Genomic DNA, 17,125 nt, shown 5'->3' on the forward strand with positions numbered 1-17,125 from the left:
CCGCAACGGCATCGCGGCGGCCAACGCCGTCCAGGCGGTCGGCGCCGGCCGGCTGTTCGACGCGGCGGTCGGCTTCACCACCGGCGAGGCGGAGAGCGGCTTCCGGGCGCTGGCGGGCGACATCCACGCCAGCACCGTCTCGACCGCCTACGAGACCGCCTTCTTTGTGCGCGAGGCCGTGCTCGACCGGCTGCGCTGGGGCAATCCCGGCACCGGGCTCGACTACGGCACCCTGCCGGCCACTCACACGGCCGACCTGCCTGGCCGGCAGCCGGTGGTGGCCAACGTGCCGGTGCGCACCCTCGACCCGCAGGTGTTCGGGCTCTGGGGCCAGGGCTTCGGTTCGTTCGGCACGGCCGATGGCGGCGGCAACGCGTTCGACCTCGACCGGCAGATCGCGGGCTTCGCGGCGGGCGCGGACATACGCTTGGCCAACGGGCTGCGCTTCGGCGTGGTCGGCGGCTACACCGAAGCCTACCTCGACAGCGCCGGCCGGGTCGGCGGCCAGAGCCGGGCGGAGAGCGCGACGATGAAGAGCGGGTTCGGCGGCGTCTACGGCGGCTACGAGGTCGGGCCGCTGTCGCTGCGGCTGGGCGCGCTCTACGCCGACACGGATGCGCGCACGCGCCGGGCTGTCCTGTACGGGCTGTCCGACACCCTGAGCGGGCATGGCGGCGGCTCCACGATCCAGGGTTTCGGCGAGATCGGCTGGAAGATCCCGCTGGGTGAGCGGGCCGTGGCGGCTCTGGTGTCGAAGGACGGGGCCGCGGTCGCGGTTCAGCCGGCGGCGTCGTATGTCGAGCCGTTCGTGGGCGGAGCCTATGTCGGGATCCGGCGGGACGGGTTTACCGAGGCCGGGGGCGCGGCGGCGCTCGTGAGCTTCGCGCGTGACTACGACCTGGGCGCGGTGACCGCGGGCGTGCGGGCGCAGACGAGCCTGGATCTGGGTCTGGGCCTGCCGGTGACGCTGCGGGGCTTGGTCGGCTACCGGCGCGCGTTCGGGGACGTGGTCCCGACGGCGCTGCTGCGGTTCGGTTCGGGCGGCCCGGCGTTCCTGAGCGCGGGCGTTCCGATCGACCGGGACGCGCTGGTGGCGCAGGTCGGGCTGGATCTGGCGGTGGCGCCGAACGCGACGCTCGGCGTGGCCTATACCGGCCAGACCGGCAGCCGCGCGCAGGACCAGGCCGTGAAGGGCAACTTCACCGTCCGGTTCTGAGGACCTGCCCGGTTCTGAGGACCTGCCCGACGAGAGCGCGGATGGCTCCCGTCTTGGTTTCGAAAGGTCGAGACCTTTCGCGGGTCCAGGGCAGAGCCCTGGTGACCATCTCAGGGCTCTGCCCTGAGCACCCGCCAAAGGGCTGAGCCCTTTGGAAACCCGGGATGCCAGGACGCGACGGGCCGGTGAATCCCGGCTCCATCCCGCGCGTGTCACACGACTGACGCGGTCCGGCCGTTAGCGACCGGGCCGCGCACGACGCTAAACGGGGACCCGCATGATTGACGCCACGGAGCCGGCTCTCGCCCTCGGCGCGCTCTTGTCCCTCGTCCAGATCGGCAGCATCGCCATCGCGGCCCGGCGCCTCGGCACGGTCCACGGGCCGTCGCGGTTTCCGGCCGGGGCGCCCGTCTCCCTGGTCCGCCCCCTGCGCGGCCTGGAAGCCTACAGCGAGGAGATGCTCACCCGGAGTTTCCGCCTCGACTATCCCGCCTACGAGCTGATCTTCTGCGTGGCCGACCCGACCGATCCGATCGTGCCCCTGGTCGAGCGCCTGATCGCCGCCCACCCCCGGGTGCCGGCCCGCCTGATCCTCGGCGACGAGCGCGTGAGCGACAATCCCAAGCTGAACAACTGCCTGCGCGGCTGGCGCGCCGCCGCCCACGAGTGGGTGGTGCTCGCCGATTCCAACGTGGCCATGCCGCCGGATTACCTCCAGCGCCTCCAGGCAGCGTGGCGCGACGACACCGGCCTCGTCTGCTCGACCCCCGTGGGCGCCCGCCCCGGCAGCTTCATGGCCGAGGTGGAATGCGCCTTCCTCAACACCCTCCAGGCGCGCTGGCAATACGCCGCCGAGGCGTTCGGCCTGGGCTTCGCGCAGGGCAAGAGCATGCTCTGGCACAAGCCGTTCCTGGAGGCGCACGGTGGACTCCAGGCGCTTGCCGCCGAGATCGCCGAGGACGCGGCCGCCACCAAGCTCGTGCGGGCCGCCGGCAAGCGCGTCCACCTCGTGGCGAGCCCGTTCGAGCAGCCGCTGGGCCCGCGCGGGTTCCGGGAGGTCTGGGCGCGGCAGCTGCGCTGGGCTCGGCTGCGCCGGGTGACCTTCCCGCTGTTCTTCGCCCCCGAGATCGGCAGCGGCGTCCTGCTGCCGGCGCTGCTGCTGGCGCTCTGGGCCGGCAGCCTCGCCGGGCTCGTCGGCGCTGCATGCCTCGCGGCGCTGTGCTATGCCGCCGAGGTCGGGCTCGCGATCCGCGCCGGCTGGCGGCGCGCGCCCCGCATGCTGGCGGCCTTCCTGGTGCGCGATGCCCTGATCCCGGCGATCTGGTTGGGCGCCTGGGTGCAGAGCGCGATCGTGTGGCGCGGCAACGCCATGGATGTCCGCCCGCGCCGGGCCGCCGAGGCTCGGCCCTATGCGCCAACGGCCTGATCGCGGTCGCCCCGCGCCCCGGAGGTGAAGACGTGACGCGCCGCTATGCCCTGTATTGGCTGCCCACCCCGGGCTGCCCCCTGGAGGCCTTCGGCCGGAGCGTGCTCGGGTACGACACCGCCTCCGGGGAGGCGGTCGCACACCCGGCGGGACTGGGCGAGCTTGCTGCCGTCAACGCGGGGGCCCGGGTCTACGGCTTCCACGCGACGCTCAAGGCGCCGATGCGCCTTGCGCCGGGGGTAACGGAGGCCGATCTCGTCGTCGCCGCCCGCGGCCTCGCGACCGCCCACCCGCCGGTGGCGCTCGGGCTGCTGCGGGTTGCGGCCCTCGGGCGGTTCCTCGCCCTGGTGCCGGAGGCGCCGCCGCCGGAACTCGGCCTGCTCGCGGCCGAATGCGTGGCGGCCCTGGAGCCCCTACGGGCGCCGCTCACCGAGTCCGAACGCGCCAAGCGCCGGCCGGAGCGCCTGGATCCGCGCGGCCGCGCCCTGCTCGACCGCTGGGGCTATCCGCACGTGTTCGAGGCCTTCCGCTTCCACATGACCCTGACCGATGCCCTGCCGGAGCCCGATCGCGACGGCTGGCACCGCCGCCTCGCCGAGGCCTACGCCGCCTCGGGCCGGGAGCCGGTGACGATCGACGCGATCTGCCTCCTGACCCAGGATGCGGGCGGGCCGTTCCGGCTCCTGGCGCGCCTGCCCTTCGGTGCGTCCCATGGCTGAGGTTCCCAAGGTCTCTCCGCCCCTCGGCCTCGCACCCGCCATCGACCTCAGCGCCCGGGTCGAATCCTGCCGACTCGGCCGATACACCGAGATCGGCGCCCGCACCCGCCTGACCGAGACGAGCCTCGGCGATTATTCCTATATCGGCCAGGATGGCGAGGTGATCTACACGGCGATCGGCAAGTTCTGCTCGATCGCCGCCAGCGTGCGGATCAACCCGGGCAACCACCCGATGGAGCGCGCCTCGCAGGCCCACTTCACCTATCGGGCGCGTGCCTACTGGCCCGAGGAAGCGGACGAGCCGGCCTTCTTCGACCGGCGCCGGGCGAGCCCCGTTACGATCGGCCACGATGTCTGGATCGGCCACGGCGTGGTGGTCCTGCCCGGCCGAACCATCGGCACCGGTGCGGTGGTGGGGGCGGGCGCAATCGTCACGCGCGACGTCGCCCCCTACGCGATCGTGGTCGGCAACCCGGCCCGGCCGGTCCGGCGCCGGTTCCCCGAGGATATCGCCGCGCGGCTGGAGCGCCTCGCGTGGTGGGACTGGGACCACGAACGCCTGCGCCGTGCGCTTCCGGATTTCCGCGCCCTGTCGATCGAAGCATTCCTCGATCGATACGACACGTGAGGCCGCTATCGGGTAGATATCCTGCGCCGGCAAACAACATCGACATGTATTCGTCATCCAATCGTCGCGTAAGCAGCGTCTAGCTGCGGCCATTCCGCAGCGGATGGATGCATGCTCGTCATCGAGGATCTTACGCGCCAGTACGGTGACCGGCGTGCCGTGGACGGCGTCACGTTGCGAATCGAGCCGGGCAGCTTTGTCGGGGTGATCGGCCGGTCCGGCGCCGGCAAATCGACGTTGCTGCGGCTGATCAACCGGCTGGCGGACCCGGGTTCGGGCCGTATCCTCCACGACGGGCGCGACGTCACGGCCCTGAAGGGGCGGCATCTGCGAGAGTGGCGCACGCGCTGCGCCATGATCTTCCAGCAGTTCAATCTCGTCGGACGCCTCGATGTGATGACCAACGTGCTGATGGGGCGGCTCAGCCACGTGCCGAGCCATCGGGCCCTGCTGCGCCTGTGGTCCGACGAGGACCGGGCAATGGCGCTCGCGGCGCTGGACAGCTTCGACATGGGCGAGTTCGCCGGCCAGCGGGCCGACGGCTTGTCGGGCGGCCAGCAGCAGCGCGTGGCGATCGCCCGCGCCCTCGTGCAGGAGCCGCAGATCCTGCTGGCAGACGAGCCGGTGGCCTCCCTCGATCCGCGCAACACGCGCCTCGTGATGGACGCGCTCGCCGAGGTGAACCGGCGCTACGGCATAACCGTGCTGTGCAATCTGCACTCGCTCGACCTCGCGCGCGCCTATTGCGACCGCCTCGTCGGACTCGCGGCCGGCCGCGTGGTGTTCGAGGGCGGGCCGTTCGACCTGACCGAGGATGTGGCGCGCCGGCTCTACGGGCTGGAGGCCGGCGAGGTCTTGGACGATTCGGCCCAGCGGGAGGCGGAGCAGCGGGCGGCGCTGCCGGGCCGCGTTCCGGCCCGGCCAATCCGCGAGGCCGCCCTCGGCGCATGAATCGGGCCCCGGCCCCAAAACAAACGACAGATCGGGAAACGCCCGGCCGACCCAGAGGGCGGCCGAAGCCCGCACCAACGCCGAAGGACCGCACGATGATCACTCGACGCACCCTCGCCGCCGCCGCCGCGGCCCTCGCCCTGCTCGGCCTGCCGGCCGCCGCCCAGGATTGGAAGGCCAAGTATCCCGAGCTGACGCTGGCGGTCATCCCGGCGGAGAACGCCAGCGGCACCGTCGAGCGCTACACGCCGCTGGCGGGTTATCTGGGCAAGGCGCTCGGCGTGCCGGTGAAGCTGCGGGTGGCGAGCGACTACGCCGCGGTGATCGAGGGCCAGCGGGCCGGCAACATCCAGATCGGGTATTACGGCGCCGCCTCGCTCTCCCGCGCCGTCATGACCGGCGTGAAGATCGAGCCTGTCGCGAGCCCGAAGCACGAGACCGGCATCTCGGGCTACTATTCCGTGGTCTACGTGCTGGCCTCCAGCCCGTACCGGACGGTCGCCGATCTCAAGGACAAGAACCTCGCCCTGGTCGATCCGAACTCCACCTCGGGCAACCAGGCGCCGCGCTTCTTCCTGCGGCGGGCCGGCTACGATGTGGACAAGTTCTTCGGCAAGGTCTTCTTTGCCGGCAGCCACGAGAACGCCGTGCTGGCGCTGACCCAGGGCACCGCCGACGCGGCGGCGAACTTCTGGAATTCGGCGGCCGACAACAACCTCGCCCGCATGCTGACCAAGGGCATCGTCAAGGATGCCCAGGGGCGACCGATGACGAAGGACGACTTCCGGATCGTGTTCAAGTCCGATCTCCTGCCGGGGGATGCCTACGCCGTGCTGTCCAGCCTGCCGGACGACCTGAAGGCCAAGATCCGCGACGCACTCCTCGCCCTGCCGACCGCCGACAAGGCGGCCTTCGACCGGCTGTCGGACGGCAAGGATCTCGGCATCATCCCGGCGACGATCCAGGACTACCAGCCGGTCATCGACATGCTGCGGTTCAACGACAAGCAACGCAAGAAATCCTGATCCGGACCGTCGGCCTTGCGTAGCCTGACCAAGCTGCCGCCGGAGCGGGAAGCCGCCCTCTCCGGCCTCTACGCGGCGGCGACCGGCGCCGCGCGCCGCCGCACGCTCGCGGGCTTTGCACTCATGGCGGTGCTCGCCGTGCTGGCGGGGCTCGTCGCCGAGGTGCGGCCGCTGACCTTCGCCGAGAACATCGGCAAGTTCACCGCCTACATCCGGCAGATCCTGCCGCCGGTCGGCCTCGACCACCCGGTCGCCGACCTGCGCGAGTGGTACTGGGGCCTGTCCGGCTGGTTGGCGCTGCTGGGCGAGACCCTGCTGATGGCCTATCTCGGCACGTTGCTCGGGGGGCTCGCGGGGTTCGTCCTCAGCTTCGCCGCCTCCGCCAACCTCATGCGGTCGCGCGTGCTGCGTCTGCTGACCACGCGCTTCCTGGAGGTCTGCCGCACCGTCCCGGACATCGTGTTCGCGCTGATCTTCGTGATCGCCTTCGGCCTCGGCCCGATGGTTGGCGTGCTGGCCATCGCGATCCACACCACGGGGGCGCTGGGCAAGCTGTTCTCCGAGGTGGTCGAGAACATCGACATGCGCCCCGTCGAGGGTCTGTCCGCCGCGGGCGCCACCTGGGTCGAGACGGTGCGCTTCGCAGTGCTGCCACAGGTTCTGTCGAACTTTGCCTCCTACGGGCTGCTGCGGTTCGAGATCAACGTGCGCGGGGCGGCCGTTCTCGGCTTCGTCGGCGCGGGCGGTATCGGCCAGGAGTTCCTGGGCGCGATTCGCAATTTCTACTACGCGGATGTGAGTGCGATCCTCGTGCTGATCATCCTGACGGTGTTCTGCATCGACCTCGTTACCGAGCAGGTCCGCCACCGGTTGATCGGCCCGGAGAGCCTCCGATGAGCGCGGCCCGTACCGGAAACCTGCGGGCTGAGGCGCAGGACAATCTCGCGCGGCTGCGCGGTCGCTATCCGGCGCAGTTTCGGGTGGATTGGGCCGCACGGGCCCGGTTCGGCCTCGGGCTCGGTGTCCTGATCGGCCTTGCCGCCCTGGCATGCTGGCGCCTCGACGTTTCCATGGCGCGGATCCTCAACGGCCTCGGGCGGCTCGGCTCCTTTGCGGTGCTGATGCTGCCGCCGTCCCCGGAGGGCCATCTCTGGACCTTCCTGCACGCGCTCGGCGAGACGCTGGGCATCGCGTTTGTTGGCACTCTGACGGCGGCGATCCTGGCCTTCCCGGTCGCGTTTTTGGCGGCGCGCAACGTCGTGTCCAACCCGTTCGCGCATTTCGCCGTGCGGCGCGGTCTCGACGTGATGCGCTCGGTCGACGTGCTGATCTGGGCGCTGATCTGGATCAACGTCGTGGGCTTGGGCCCCTTCGCGGGGGCACTCGCCATCGCGTGCTCGGATTTCGGGGCTCTCGGCAAGCTGTTCTCGGAGGCGATCGAGACCTGCGACCGGCGCCCCGGCGAGGGCGTCGTCGCCTCGGGCGGCTCAAGCCTGCACCGGATCCGCTTCGGGCTGATCCCCGGGGTGCTGCCGGTTCTGGCGAGCCAAGTGCTGTACTTCTTCGAATCGAACACCCGTTCGGCGACGATCATCGGCATCGTCGGCGCAGGTGGCATCGGCCAATACCTGACCGAGCTGATCCGCGTGCTGGAACTGCAGCAGGTCGCCTTCCTGGTGCTGATGATCCTCGTCACCGTGGCGGCGATCGACTGGGTCTCGACCCGGCTCCGGCGGGCACTCATCGGGCCGGCGGCGCGCTGAGCCGGTCATGGTTTCCAAAGGGACTCGTCCCTTTGGGACCCCGTCATGCAGACTGACACGCTCCGGCCCTCAGCCGCCGATCACCAGCTCCACCCGGTCGGCGGCGAACAGGGTCCGGTTCGCCTGGATCGGCACGCCCGCGGGATCGATATTGACGCTCGACACCACCAGCACGACCCGCCCCGGCGCGATGTCGAGCCGCGCCGCCTCCTGGGCCTCGGCCGGGCGGGCGTGGATGCGTGTCGAGAGCCGCGTGTAGTCGTGGACGCCGCAGGCCGCGAGCGCCCGGGTGATCGAGCCGCGCTCGGCATAGGCCTCGGCGAAGCCCGCAAAGCGCGGCAACGGTACCCAGGTCAGCGAGGTGGAGAGTGGCGCGTCGTCGGCCCGGTGGACCGTCAGCAGTTCCAGCACCGGCGCGCCGGGGGCGATGGCCAGCGCCGCCGCCGGCTCGGGCGCGGCTGCGACGGTGGCCGAGGCGATGAGATCGCCCCAGGCTTCCCGGCCGGCCTCGGCGACGATCTCCGAGAAGCGGGTGCGCGGCCCGATCGGGTAGGCGAGCCGCGGCTCCTCCACGAAGGTGCCGCGGCCCTGGCTGGCGCGCACGAGGCCGCCCTCGGCCAGGGCGGCGAGCGCCCGGCGTACGGTGTGCCGGTTCACCGCGAAGCGCGCCGCGAGCGCCGCCTCGGTGGGCAGTTGCTGGCCGGGCGCGTATCGCCCCGCCGCGATATCGGCCGTGAGGGTGTCGGCGATCTGCCGCCACGCCGTCAGCCCTTCGCCCCGGACGAGGCCGGGCGCCTGTGCCTCTGCATCCATCCTGTCATCCAAACTTCATTTGTCCGGCGCGCGCCAGTTGTCTATAGATCTATACAACGACGCGACGGAGGGATTCGCTATGACCCCGAACCCGGCAGGCCCTGAACCCGGACCCGAGATCGTGGCCCGACAGGCCGTGATGGCCCTGTGCGCCGACGCCAGCCGAACTGAATTGGAAGTCGCGCTGACGCGGCTTGATGTCCCCGCTGCCGAGGACTTGCGCGCGCCAGAGACCGGCCTCGTGATGGCCACCGGCCGGATCGGCGGCGATGGGCGCCCGTTCCATGTCGGCGAGGTCAGCGTCACCCGGGCGGCGATCCGTCTGGCGGATGGGGGCACGGGATTCGCCTACCATCTCGGCCGCGACCGGACGAAGGCGCGCCTCGCCGCGATCCTCGACGCGCTCTGGCAGGATCCGGCGCGACGCGCCCACGTCGCGGCCGCCCTGGCGGATGCCGCCAACCGGGCCGAGGCGGATCGCCGGAAGGCGGCGCGGCAGACTGCCGCCACGCGGGTCGAGTTCCTGACCGTCGCCCGTGGGGAGGATTGAGCATGCTCGCACCCGGCTTCGCCGATCCCGTCCACGACGCGCAGGCGACGTTCCGCGCCGTGATGGATGCCCTCGCCCGGCCGGGGCTGCCACGGACGCTCACCCCGGGCCTGAATCCGCCGGCGCCGCTGACCCCGGAACTCGCCGCCGTCGCGCTCACCCTGGCCGACGCCGACACGCCGGTCTGGCTCGATGCGGGGCTCGCGGCGTCGCCCGCGGTCGGCGCCTACCTGCGCTTCCACACCGGCGCTCCCCTCACGGAGGATCCGGCCGCGGCCGCCTTCGCGCTGATCAGCGATCCGGCGCGCTGCCCGCCGCTCGACGCCTTCGCCCCCGGTACGCCGGCCTATCCCGACACCTCCACCACCCTGGTGTTCGCCCTGGAAACGATCACCGCGGGGGAGGGGCTGTGCCTCACCGGGCCGGGCATCCGCGGCACTGCCCGCGTCGCGCTGGCGCCGCTGCCGGAGGGCTTCGTCGCGCTGCTCGCCGGGAACCGCGCGGATTTCCCCCTCGGCGTCGACCTGATCCTGACCGCTCCCGGCCGCGTCGCCGGGCTGCCGCGCTCCACTGCCGCCACGGAGGGCTGACCCATGTATGTGGCCGTCAAAGGCGGCGAGGCCGCCATCGACAACGCCCACCGGCTGCTCGCCGAGGCGCGCCGGGGCGACACCTCCGTGCCGGAACTGTCCGTGGCGCAGATCCGCGAGCAGATGGCGCTGCTGGTCGACCGGGTGATGACCGAGGGCTCGCTCTACGACCCCGATCTCGCGGCGCTCGCCCTGAAGCAGGCCCGCGGCGACCTGGTCGAGGCGGTGTTCCTGGTCCGCGCCTATCGGACGACTCTGCCGCGCTTCGGCGCCTCCGTGCCGCTCGAGACTGGCGCCATGGCGGTGGCCCGCCGGGTCTCGGCGACCTTCAAGGACCTGCCGGGCGGGCAGGTGCTCGGGCCGACCTTCGACTACACGCATCGGTTGATCGACTTCGCGCTGGCCGCGGAGGGTGAGACCGAGACCGCCGCCGAGGCCGAGCCCCGCGCCGATGCCGCGCTCTGTCCGCGGGTCACAGACCTGCTGGCCCAGGACGGGCTGATCGAGGCTTCGCCGCCGGACGAGGGCGCCCCCGTGGGCGACCTCACCCGCGAGCCCGTGGATTACCCGGCCGACCGGGCCCTGCGTCTCCAGGCGCTCGCCCGGGGCGACGAGGGCTTCGTCCTCGGTCTCGCCTACTCGACCCAGCGGGGTTACGGCCGCACCCACCCGTTCGTGGGCGAGATCCGGGTCGGCGAGGTGGCCGTGGAGTTCGTGCCCGAGGAGTTGGGCTTCGCGGTGCCGCTCGGCCGGGTGCAGCTCACCGAGTGCCAGATGGTCAACCAGTTCAAGGGTTCGGGCGCGGCGCCGCCGCAATTCACCCGGGGCTACGGGCTGAGCTTCGGCCAGAGCGAGCGCAAGGCCATGGCGATGGCGCTGGTCGACCGGGCGCTGCGCGCCGAGGAGCTGGGCGAGCCGGTGGTAAGCCCGGCGCAGGACCAGGAATTCGTTCTGGCCCATTGCGACAGCCTGCAGGCGACCGGCTTCGTCGAGCACCTCAAGCTGCCCCACTACGTCGACTTCCAGGCGGAGCTGGAGCTGGTTCGCCGGCTAAGGGCTGAATTCGAGCACAGATCCGAGCCCGTCGAGATGCAGGAGGCCGCGGAATGAGCGGGACACAGACTTTCCCCTCTCCCCGCGCGCGGGGAGAGGGCTGCGGCGACCTCGTCGTCGACGCGGCAAGCCCGAAGGGCGAGGGTGAGGGGGAGTTTCCGGGTCGGGCGCCTCCGTCGGCGCCCCCTCACCTTCGGCTGCCGCCTCGTTTCGCCGACGACGAGGTCGGCAAAACCCTCTCCCCGCAGGCGGGGAGAGGGGATGTGAACCCGACGTCCCAGCAGCAATCCGGCTACAACTTCGCCTATCTCGACGAGGGCACGAAGCGGATGATCCGCCGGGCGATCCTCAAGGGGATCGCGGTGCCGGGCTATCAGGTGCCCTTCGCCTCCCGCGAGATGCCGATGCCTTATGGCTGGGGCACCGGCGGCGTGCAGGTGACGGCCGCGATCCTTGGCCGGGCGGACGTGCTCAAGGTCATCGACCAGGGCGCCGACGACACCACCAATGCGGTCTCGATCCGCCGGTTCTTCGCCAAGACCTCCGGGGTGGCCACCACCACCCGCACCGCGGAGGCGACGGTGATCCAGACCCGCCACCGCATCCCCGAGACGCCGCTCACCGAGGGCCAGACCCTGGTCTATCAGGTGCCGATCCCCGAGCCCCTGCGCTACCTCGAACCGCGCGAGACCGAGACCCGCCAGCTCCACGCGCTCGCCGAGTACGGGGCCATGCACGTGAAGCTCTACGAGGATATCAGCCGGCACGGGCACATCGCCACCACCTACGCCTACCCGGTGGAGGTCGCCGGCCGCTACGTGATGGACCCGTCGCCGACGCCGAAATTCGACAACCCCAAGATGGACGACTGCCCGGCGCTTCAGCTGTTCGGCGCGGGGCGCGAGCGGCGGATCTACGCGGTGCCGCCCTACACGCGCGTGCGCAGCCTCGACTTCGAGGACCATCCGTTCCGGGTGCAGGAATTTACGCACCCGTGCGCGCTGTGCGGGGCCGAGGGCGTCTATCTCGACGAGGTGCTGCTCGACGATGCCGGGCGGCGGATGTTCGTGTGCTCGGACACCGACCATTGCGAGGGGCGCCGCGCGGACGGGCATGTCGGTACGGGAGACGCGATATGACCGGTCTCACGGTCCGCCGGGCCGGGACGCCCGACCTCCCGGCTGTCCTCGACCTCTACGCCGCGCTGAACAGCGGGCGGGTGGCCACCCTGGAGCAGGCTGAGGCGCTCCTCGACCGGCTCGAGACGGCCTACCCCGATTACGGACTCTACGTGGCCGAGGTCGATGGCACGGTCGTCGGCACCTTCTGCCTCATCATCCTCGACAACATCGCCCATTGGGGCATGCCCTCGGCGCTGGTCGAGAGCGTCGTGGTCTCGTCCGGGCAGCGCGGCGGCGGACTCGGCCGGGCGATGATGCACGAGGCGTTCCGCCTCGCCCAGGCGCGGGGCTGCTACAAGCTCGCTTTGTCGTCGAACGTCGATGCCAAGCCGGCGCATATCTTCTACGAGCGCCTCGGCTTCGAGCGCTACGGCTACAGCTTCCGCCTCGATCCCCCCTTTCTGCCCAGCGCCGAAGAGGTGACCCGATGACCGAACCGTTGCTTCAGGTCCGCGGCCTGACCAAGCGCTACGGCCCCCGGCTCGCCTGCGCCGACGTTTCGTTCGATCTCGTCCCCGGCGAGGTGCTGGCGATCGTGGGCGAATCCGGCTCCGGCAAGTCGACGCTGCTCTCCTTGATCGCCACCGAGCTGGCCCCGGATTCCGGGACGGTGTCGTACCGGATGCGGGATGGGGCGCTGCGCGACCTCGCCGGCCTGAGCGAGGCCGGGCGCCGGGCGCTGATGCGCACCGACTGGGGCTTCGTGCGCCAGGACGCGACGCGGGGCCTGCGCATGGCGGTCTCGGCCGGCGGCAATGTCGGCGAGCGCCTGATGGGGCTCGGCGAGCGCCATTACGGTCGGATCCGCGCCCAGGCCACCGACTGGCTCGGCCGGGTGGAGATCGATGCCGGCCGGATCGACGACCCGCCGAGCCAGTTCTCGGGCGGGATGCGCCAGCGCCTGCAGATCGCCCGCAACCTCGTCACGGGTCCGCGCCTCGTGCTGATGGATGAGCCGACCTCGGGTCTCGATGTCTCGGTCCAGGCCCGGCTCCTCGACCTGATCCGTCGGCTCTCGGCCGAACTCGGGCTCGCCGTGATCATCGTGACCCACGATCTCGCGGTGGCGCGGCTACTCTCGCACCGGATCGCCGTGATGCGGGCCGGCCGCGTCATCGAGACCGGCCTGACCGACCGGGTGCTCGACGATCCCGAGCACGCCTACACCCAGCTCCTCGTCTCCTCGGTGCTTGCCGCATGACCGCGCTCCTCACCTTCCAGGACGTCGCCAAGAGCTTCACCCTGCATCTGCGCGACGGGGTGGTGCTGCCGGTGGTTGGCGGCGTCAGCTTGTCCGTGGAACCCGGCGAGTGCGTTGTGCTGGGCGGCCCGTCCGGAGCCGGCAAATCTTCGCTCCTCAAGATGGCCTACGGCAATTATCGCTGCGACGGCGGCGCCATCTTGGTCCGCGACGGCGACACGATCGTCGACGTGGTACAGGCCGATCCGCGGGCAGTGCTGGCGCTCCGGGCGCGGGTGATCGCCTACGTGTCGCAATTCCTGCGGGTGATCCCGCGGGTCTCGGCCCTCGACGTGGTCGAGGCGGCCGGCCGGGAGGGCGGTCTCGACCAAGCGGCGGCGCGGACCCGTGCGAAGGATCTTCTCGCCCGGCTCAACCTGCCCGAACGGCTCTGGGGCCTGCCGCCCGCGACCTTCTCGGGCGGAGAGCAGCAGCGGGTCAACATCGCCCGGGGCCTGATCGCCGACCGGCCGCTGCTGCTGCTCGACGAGCCGACCGCCTCCCTCGACGCGCAGAACCGCGCCGTGGTGGCCGATCTCGTGCGCGAGAAGCTGACAGGGGGCGCCGGCGTGCTCGGCATCTTCCACGACAGCGAGATGCGCGATGCTGTGGCGACTCGGGTGGTCGACGTCACCCATTTCGCGCCGCGCGCCCGGGCAGCCTGAGGACGGAGACGATGGACGACTTCATCATCGAGAACGCGACCCTGGTCCTGCCCGATCGGGTGCAGCGCGGCTGGCTCGCGGTTTCCGACGGGGCGATCGCCGAGATCGGCGAGGGCCGCCCGCCTGCCCGCGGCCTCGATCTCGGCGGCGACCACCTGATCCCCGGGTTGATCGAACTGCACACCGACCATCTGGAGAGCCATTACGCGCCGCGTCCGAAGGTCCGCTGGCACCCGCTCGGCGCGGTGCTGGCCTACGACGCGCAGATCACCGCCTCGGGCATCACCACGGTGTTCGATTCGCTGCGTGCCGGCAGCGATCCGGATGGCAGCGGCCTCGGCTCCGAGCTGGAGCAGCTTGCGGGCGCCATCGCCACCGCCCGCGTCCAGGATCTGTTCCGGGCCGAGCATTTCACGCATCTGCGCTGCGAACTGCCCTCCGCGGACGTGCTCGACACGGTGGCGGCTTTCACGGCCCGCTACCCCGTGGGCCTGATCTCGCTGATGGACCACACCCCGGGCCAGCGGCAGTTCCGCGACATGGAGAAGTACTACACCTACGCCACCCGCGGCGGCCGGCCGATGGAAGAGATCCTCGCCAACACCGAGCGCAAGATCCGCGACGGCAAGGCGCTCAACGCGCAGAATCGCCCGGCCCTCGTCCAGTTCGCCCGCGAGATGAACATCCCGCTGGCGAGCCACGACGACACCACCCTGCAGGATGTCGAACTCGCGGTCGACGAAGGGGTGCGGCTCGCCGAGTTCCCCACCACCCGGGAGGCGGCCGAGGCCGCCCACGGTCAGGGCCTCACCGTGATGATGGGCGCGCCGAACCTGATCCGCGGCGGCTCGCATTCGGGCAACGTCGCGGCCCTGGCGCTCGCCGAGGCCGGGCACCTCGACATCCTGTCGTCGGATTACGTGCCGGCGAGCCTGCTGATGGCGGCCTTCCTGCTGCCCGGGCAGGCGCCGGACATCACCCTGCCGGAGGCGCTCGCCACCGTGACGGCGAACCCGGCCCGCGCCACCGGCCTGACCGACCGCGGCGCCCTGGCGCCGGGGCTGCGGGCCGATCTCGTGCGGGTGCAACTGGCCGAGGGCGTGCCGGTGGTCCGCGAGGTCTGGCGCACCGGGCGGCGGGTCGCCTGATGTTGGGCGGCCTCGTCCTCGTTGTCGGGCCGAGCGGAGCCGGCAAGGACACGCTGATCCGGCTGGCGCGGGCGACACTCGCCGACGATCCCCGCTACGTCTTCCCGCGTCGCCTCGTCACGCGGCCCCCCTCGGCGGACGAGGACAACGACGAGATCGATGAGGCCGCCTTCGCGGACGGCTGCACGGCGGGCCGCTTCACCCTGCACTGGCGCGCCCACGGCCTGGGCTACGCCATCCCGGCGGAGGCCGGCCGTCTGGCGGAGGCGGGCCACGTGGTGGTCTGCAACGTGTCCCGCCGGGTCGTGGCGCAGGCCCGCGATGCCGGGCCATCTGTGAGCGTGGTGGAGATCACGGCGCCGCCGGAGATCCTGATGCAGCGCCTCGCCGCCCGGGGCCGGGCCGAGGACGGCGACCTCGCCGCACGGCTTGCGCGGGCGGTGCCGGTCGCGGCGGATCTGCGGATCCTCAACGTGGGTGCGCCGGAGACCGGCGCGGAGCGCCTGATGGCGCATCTGCGCGCCTGTTGAGCCGCCTGCCCGCGGCATCCGCCGGGACGGCGCTTACAAGGCACGCCGCTTTCCCGGACGGGTGGAGCGAAGGGGAACCCATCCGGGAGCCGGCACAGGACTCGCCGCGTCGGCGGCACAGGTTGATCGAGATCGACACGGCGCGGTGTTTCGTGCGGGATCCCGGGTCGCATCCCGCTGGCGCTGCATGCGCCCGGGAAAAGGGTGGCGCTCGACAAGGCGCGCCGCTCGGGCATGAAAAAAGGCGCGTGCCGTCTTTGGCACGCGCCCGTTCGGTCGCCCGGGGGCAGGAGCCCCGGGCATCGCTGGGAAGACTAGAAGCCGCCGAACTTGTAGTTGAAGCCAGCGCGGACGATGCTGCCTTCCGTGCGGAAGCGCGAGATGTAGGAGCCGGTACCGACGCCCGGGACGGCGGCGACCAGCACGCTCTGGCTGCCGAGATCGTAGTGCAGGTACTCGGCCTTCACGGTGATGGCGTCGTACTTGATGCCGAGGTAGCGGCCCAGCGCGAAGGTATTCAGGAAGCTGTCGGTCGGCAGCGCGAACTCGATGCCGCCGCCGTAGGCGAAGCCGGTCTTGAAGTCGTCGTAGCGGCCAGCGAACTGCAGAGCGCCGCCGGGGGTGTAGAAGTTGGCGTCGTGGAACACGTTGCCGTAGGCGAGGCCACCCATCCCGTAGACCAGGACCCGGTCGAACGCGTAGCCGGCGCGACCCGTGAGGGTGCCGAGCCAGTCGAGGCTCTGGCGGAACTGGCTGAGGTTCGGCGGGCCGCCGGCGACGTTGCCGGTGCCGAGCACGACCCGGTTCTTGGTGATGTCGGTCCAGTCGATGCTGTTGGCGATACCGACCACGATGCCGGAGCCGGGCGTGAACTGGTAGTTGTAGCCGGCGGTGCCGCCGATGTTGGCGAAGCCATCCTGCGAGGTCGAGGTCAGGCCCGGGCGGCGGCCGAGCGCCACGTTGTTGGCGTTGCCCGGCAGGACACCGGCGGTGGTGATGCGCTCGCGATCGGTGAAGGTGTAGGCCGACTCGAGGCCGGCGTAGAAGCCCGTCCAGGTGAAGACCGGAACCGGCGTGAAGACCGGCGGCGGCGCGGCGCGGCGCGGCAGGTCGGCGGCCGAGGCGGCCGTCGTGACCAGGGCGGTCGCAGCGGTGGCGAGGAGGAGCTTCTTCATCATGGTTGCGGGGTCCAGGCTTGTGCGTTGTTGAACGCACTTAAGCGCGGCGGCACAGATCCCGCTATGCCTCCGCTGCCACAGTGTGGCTCGAAAGTGTCTGATGGATTTCTGGAGACTGATAATTCCACGATCAAGACACGGCGTTGGCGCTTGACAGTCGAGGCGGTCGCAGGTCCCCGCCGCCCCCGGGACCTTGATCCGGGCCGGCCGACCCTCTAATCGGACCGCGTTTTGCGCCCCTGTCCGAGGTCGGGGCGGCCGATCAGGATCCGGGGCTCCGCACGGTCCCCGCCGCAGGAATGGGAATCATGGGCAAGGAAAAGTTCTCCCGCACCAAGCCGCACTGCAACATCGGCACGATCGGTCACGTGGATCACGGCAAGACGTCGTTGACGGCGGCGATCACGAAGGTGCTGGCTGAGACGGGCGGCGCGACGTTCACGGCCTAC

The 17,125-nt window shown here is 71.2% G+C and carries 20 protein-coding genes; 18 read left to right on the top strand and 2 right to left on the bottom strand.

The annotated features are described in order from the left end of the window. The 8 genes from MKK63_RS17365 to phnE (MKK63_RS17400) all read left to right on the top strand — a co-directional run. Positions 1-1,216: autotransporter outer membrane beta-barrel domain-containing protein (locus tag MKK63_RS17365; RefSeq protein ID WP_244003934.1), on the top strand; the 1,216-nt coding region annotated here is incomplete at its 5' end. Positions 1,217-1,493: 277 nt separating this feature from the next. Beyond that, positions 1,494-2,642 carry a ceramide glucosyltransferase gene (locus MKK63_RS17370; protein ID WP_244003936.1) on the top strand — a complete coding sequence of 383 codons (1,149 nt, stop codon included), beginning with the start codon at positions 1,494-1,496 and terminating at the stop codon, positions 2,640-2,642. Between the two features lie 32 nt (positions 2,643-2,674). Then, complete coding sequence (locus tag MKK63_RS17375; protein WP_244003938.1) at positions 2,675-3,361, top strand: DUF1045 domain-containing protein; 687 nt, start codon at positions 2,675-2,677, stop codon at positions 3,359-3,361. Continuing rightward, positions 3,354-3,989 carry a chloramphenicol acetyltransferase gene (locus MKK63_RS17380; RefSeq protein WP_244003940.1) on the top strand — a complete coding sequence of 212 codons (636 nt, stop codon included), beginning with the start codon at positions 3,354-3,356 and terminating at the stop codon, positions 3,987-3,989. Before MKK63_RS17375 ends, MKK63_RS17380 begins: the two co-directional genes overlap by 8 nt. A 111-nt stretch (positions 3,990-4,100) precedes the next feature. After that, the gene (gene phnC / locus MKK63_RS17385; protein WP_244003942.1) at positions 4,101-4,940 is read left to right on the top strand and encodes a phosphonate ABC transporter ATP-binding protein; all 840 of its coding nucleotides are present in this window, start codon (positions 4,101-4,103) and stop codon (positions 4,938-4,940) included. A gap of 95 nt (positions 4,941-5,035) precedes the next feature. Beyond that, positions 5,036-5,965: a phosphonate ABC transporter substrate-binding protein gene (gene phnD, locus MKK63_RS17390; RefSeq protein WP_244003944.1), complete on the top strand. Its 930-nt coding sequence runs from the start codon at positions 5,036-5,038 to the stop codon at positions 5,963-5,965. A 15-nt stretch (positions 5,966-5,980) separates the two neighbouring features. Beyond that, positions 5,981-6,862, top strand: a complete 882-nt coding sequence (phnE, locus tag MKK63_RS17395; protein WP_244003946.1) for a phosphonate ABC transporter, permease protein PhnE — start codon at positions 5,981-5,983, stop codon at positions 6,860-6,862. After that, entirely contained in the window at positions 6,859-7,728 is an 870-nt protein-coding gene (gene phnE, locus MKK63_RS17400; protein WP_244003947.1) for a phosphonate ABC transporter, permease protein PhnE, read from the top strand. The genes phnE (MKK63_RS17395) and phnE (MKK63_RS17400) overlap by 4 nt, the downstream gene beginning before the upstream one ends. 69 nt (positions 7,729-7,797) lie before the next feature. Here phnE (MKK63_RS17400) and phnF read toward each other — a convergent pair whose 3' ends face one another. Continuing rightward, entirely contained in the window at positions 7,798-8,541 is a 744-nt protein-coding gene (gene phnF, locus MKK63_RS17405; RefSeq protein ID WP_244003949.1) for a phosphonate metabolism transcriptional regulator PhnF, read from the bottom strand. Positions 8,542-8,620: 79 nt separating this feature from the next. Here phnF and phnG point away from each other — a divergent pair, with 79 nt between their 5' ends. The 9 genes from phnG (at position 8,621) to phnN (ending at position 15,498) form a co-directional block, all read left to right on the top strand. Then, positions 8,621-9,091 carry a phosphonate C-P lyase system protein PhnG gene (gene phnG / locus MKK63_RS17410; protein WP_244003951.1) on the top strand — a complete coding sequence of 157 codons (471 nt, stop codon included), beginning with the start codon at positions 8,621-8,623 and terminating at the stop codon, positions 9,089-9,091. 2 nt (positions 9,092-9,093) lie between these two features. After that, positions 9,094-9,681: a phosphonate C-P lyase system protein PhnH gene (gene phnH / locus MKK63_RS17415; RefSeq protein WP_244003953.1), complete on the top strand. Its 588-nt coding sequence runs from the start codon at positions 9,094-9,096 to the stop codon at positions 9,679-9,681. Positions 9,682-9,684: 3 nt separating this feature from the next. Beyond that, entirely contained in the window at positions 9,685-10,791 is a 1,107-nt protein-coding gene (locus MKK63_RS17420) for a carbon-phosphorus lyase complex subunit PhnI (protein WP_244003955.1), read from the top strand. 206 nt (positions 10,792-10,997) lie between these two features. Beyond that, on the top strand, positions 10,998-11,873 hold the full coding sequence (locus MKK63_RS17425; RefSeq protein ID WP_313901774.1) for an alpha-D-ribose 1-methylphosphonate 5-phosphate C-P-lyase PhnJ: 876 nt from the start codon (positions 10,998-11,000) through the stop codon (positions 11,871-11,873). Continuing rightward, positions 11,870-12,346: a GNAT family N-acetyltransferase gene (locus MKK63_RS17430; RefSeq protein ID WP_244003957.1), complete on the top strand. Its 477-nt coding sequence runs from the start codon at positions 11,870-11,872 to the stop codon at positions 12,344-12,346. Before MKK63_RS17425 ends, MKK63_RS17430 begins: the two co-directional genes overlap by 4 nt. Then, a complete protein-coding gene (gene phnK / locus MKK63_RS17435; RefSeq protein ID WP_244003959.1) occupies positions 12,343-13,116 on the top strand; it encodes a phosphonate C-P lyase system protein PhnK in 774 nt (257 codons plus the stop codon). Before MKK63_RS17430 ends, phnK begins: the two co-directional genes overlap by 4 nt. Further along, positions 13,113-13,820 carry a phosphonate C-P lyase system protein PhnL gene (gene phnL / locus MKK63_RS17440; RefSeq protein WP_244003961.1) on the top strand — a complete coding sequence of 236 codons (708 nt, stop codon included), beginning with the start codon at positions 13,113-13,115 and terminating at the stop codon, positions 13,818-13,820. Before phnK ends, phnL begins: the two co-directional genes overlap by 4 nt. An 11-nt stretch (positions 13,821-13,831) precedes the next feature. Further along, positions 13,832-14,968: an alpha-D-ribose 1-methylphosphonate 5-triphosphate diphosphatase gene (locus MKK63_RS17445; protein WP_244003963.1), complete on the top strand. Its 1,137-nt coding sequence runs from the start codon at positions 13,832-13,834 to the stop codon at positions 14,966-14,968. Beyond that, positions 14,968-15,498 carry a phosphonate metabolism protein/1,5-bisphosphokinase (PRPP-forming) PhnN gene (gene phnN, locus MKK63_RS17450; protein ID WP_244003965.1) on the top strand — a complete coding sequence of 177 codons (531 nt, stop codon included), beginning with the start codon at positions 14,968-14,970 and terminating at the stop codon, positions 15,496-15,498. The genes MKK63_RS17445 and phnN overlap by 1 nt, the downstream gene beginning before the upstream one ends. A 314-nt stretch (positions 15,499-15,812) precedes the next feature. Here the strand turns inward: phnN and MKK63_RS17455 are convergent, their stop codons facing one another. Continuing rightward, a complete protein-coding gene (locus MKK63_RS17455; protein ID WP_244003967.1) occupies positions 15,813-16,676 on the bottom strand; it encodes an outer membrane protein in 864 nt (287 codons plus the stop codon). 308 nt (positions 16,677-16,984) lie between these two features. Between MKK63_RS17455 and MKK63_RS17460 the strand changes: the two genes are divergently transcribed. Further along, the coding region (locus MKK63_RS17460; protein ID WP_243958598.1) for a GTP-binding protein at positions 16,985-17,125 on the top strand (141 nt) is incomplete at its 3' end.

It is taken from the genome of Methylobacterium sp. J-088, from assembly GCF_022829295.1.
In the GTDB taxonomy this organism is placed as follows: domain Bacteria; phylum Pseudomonadota; class Alphaproteobacteria; order Rhizobiales; family Beijerinckiaceae; genus Methylobacterium.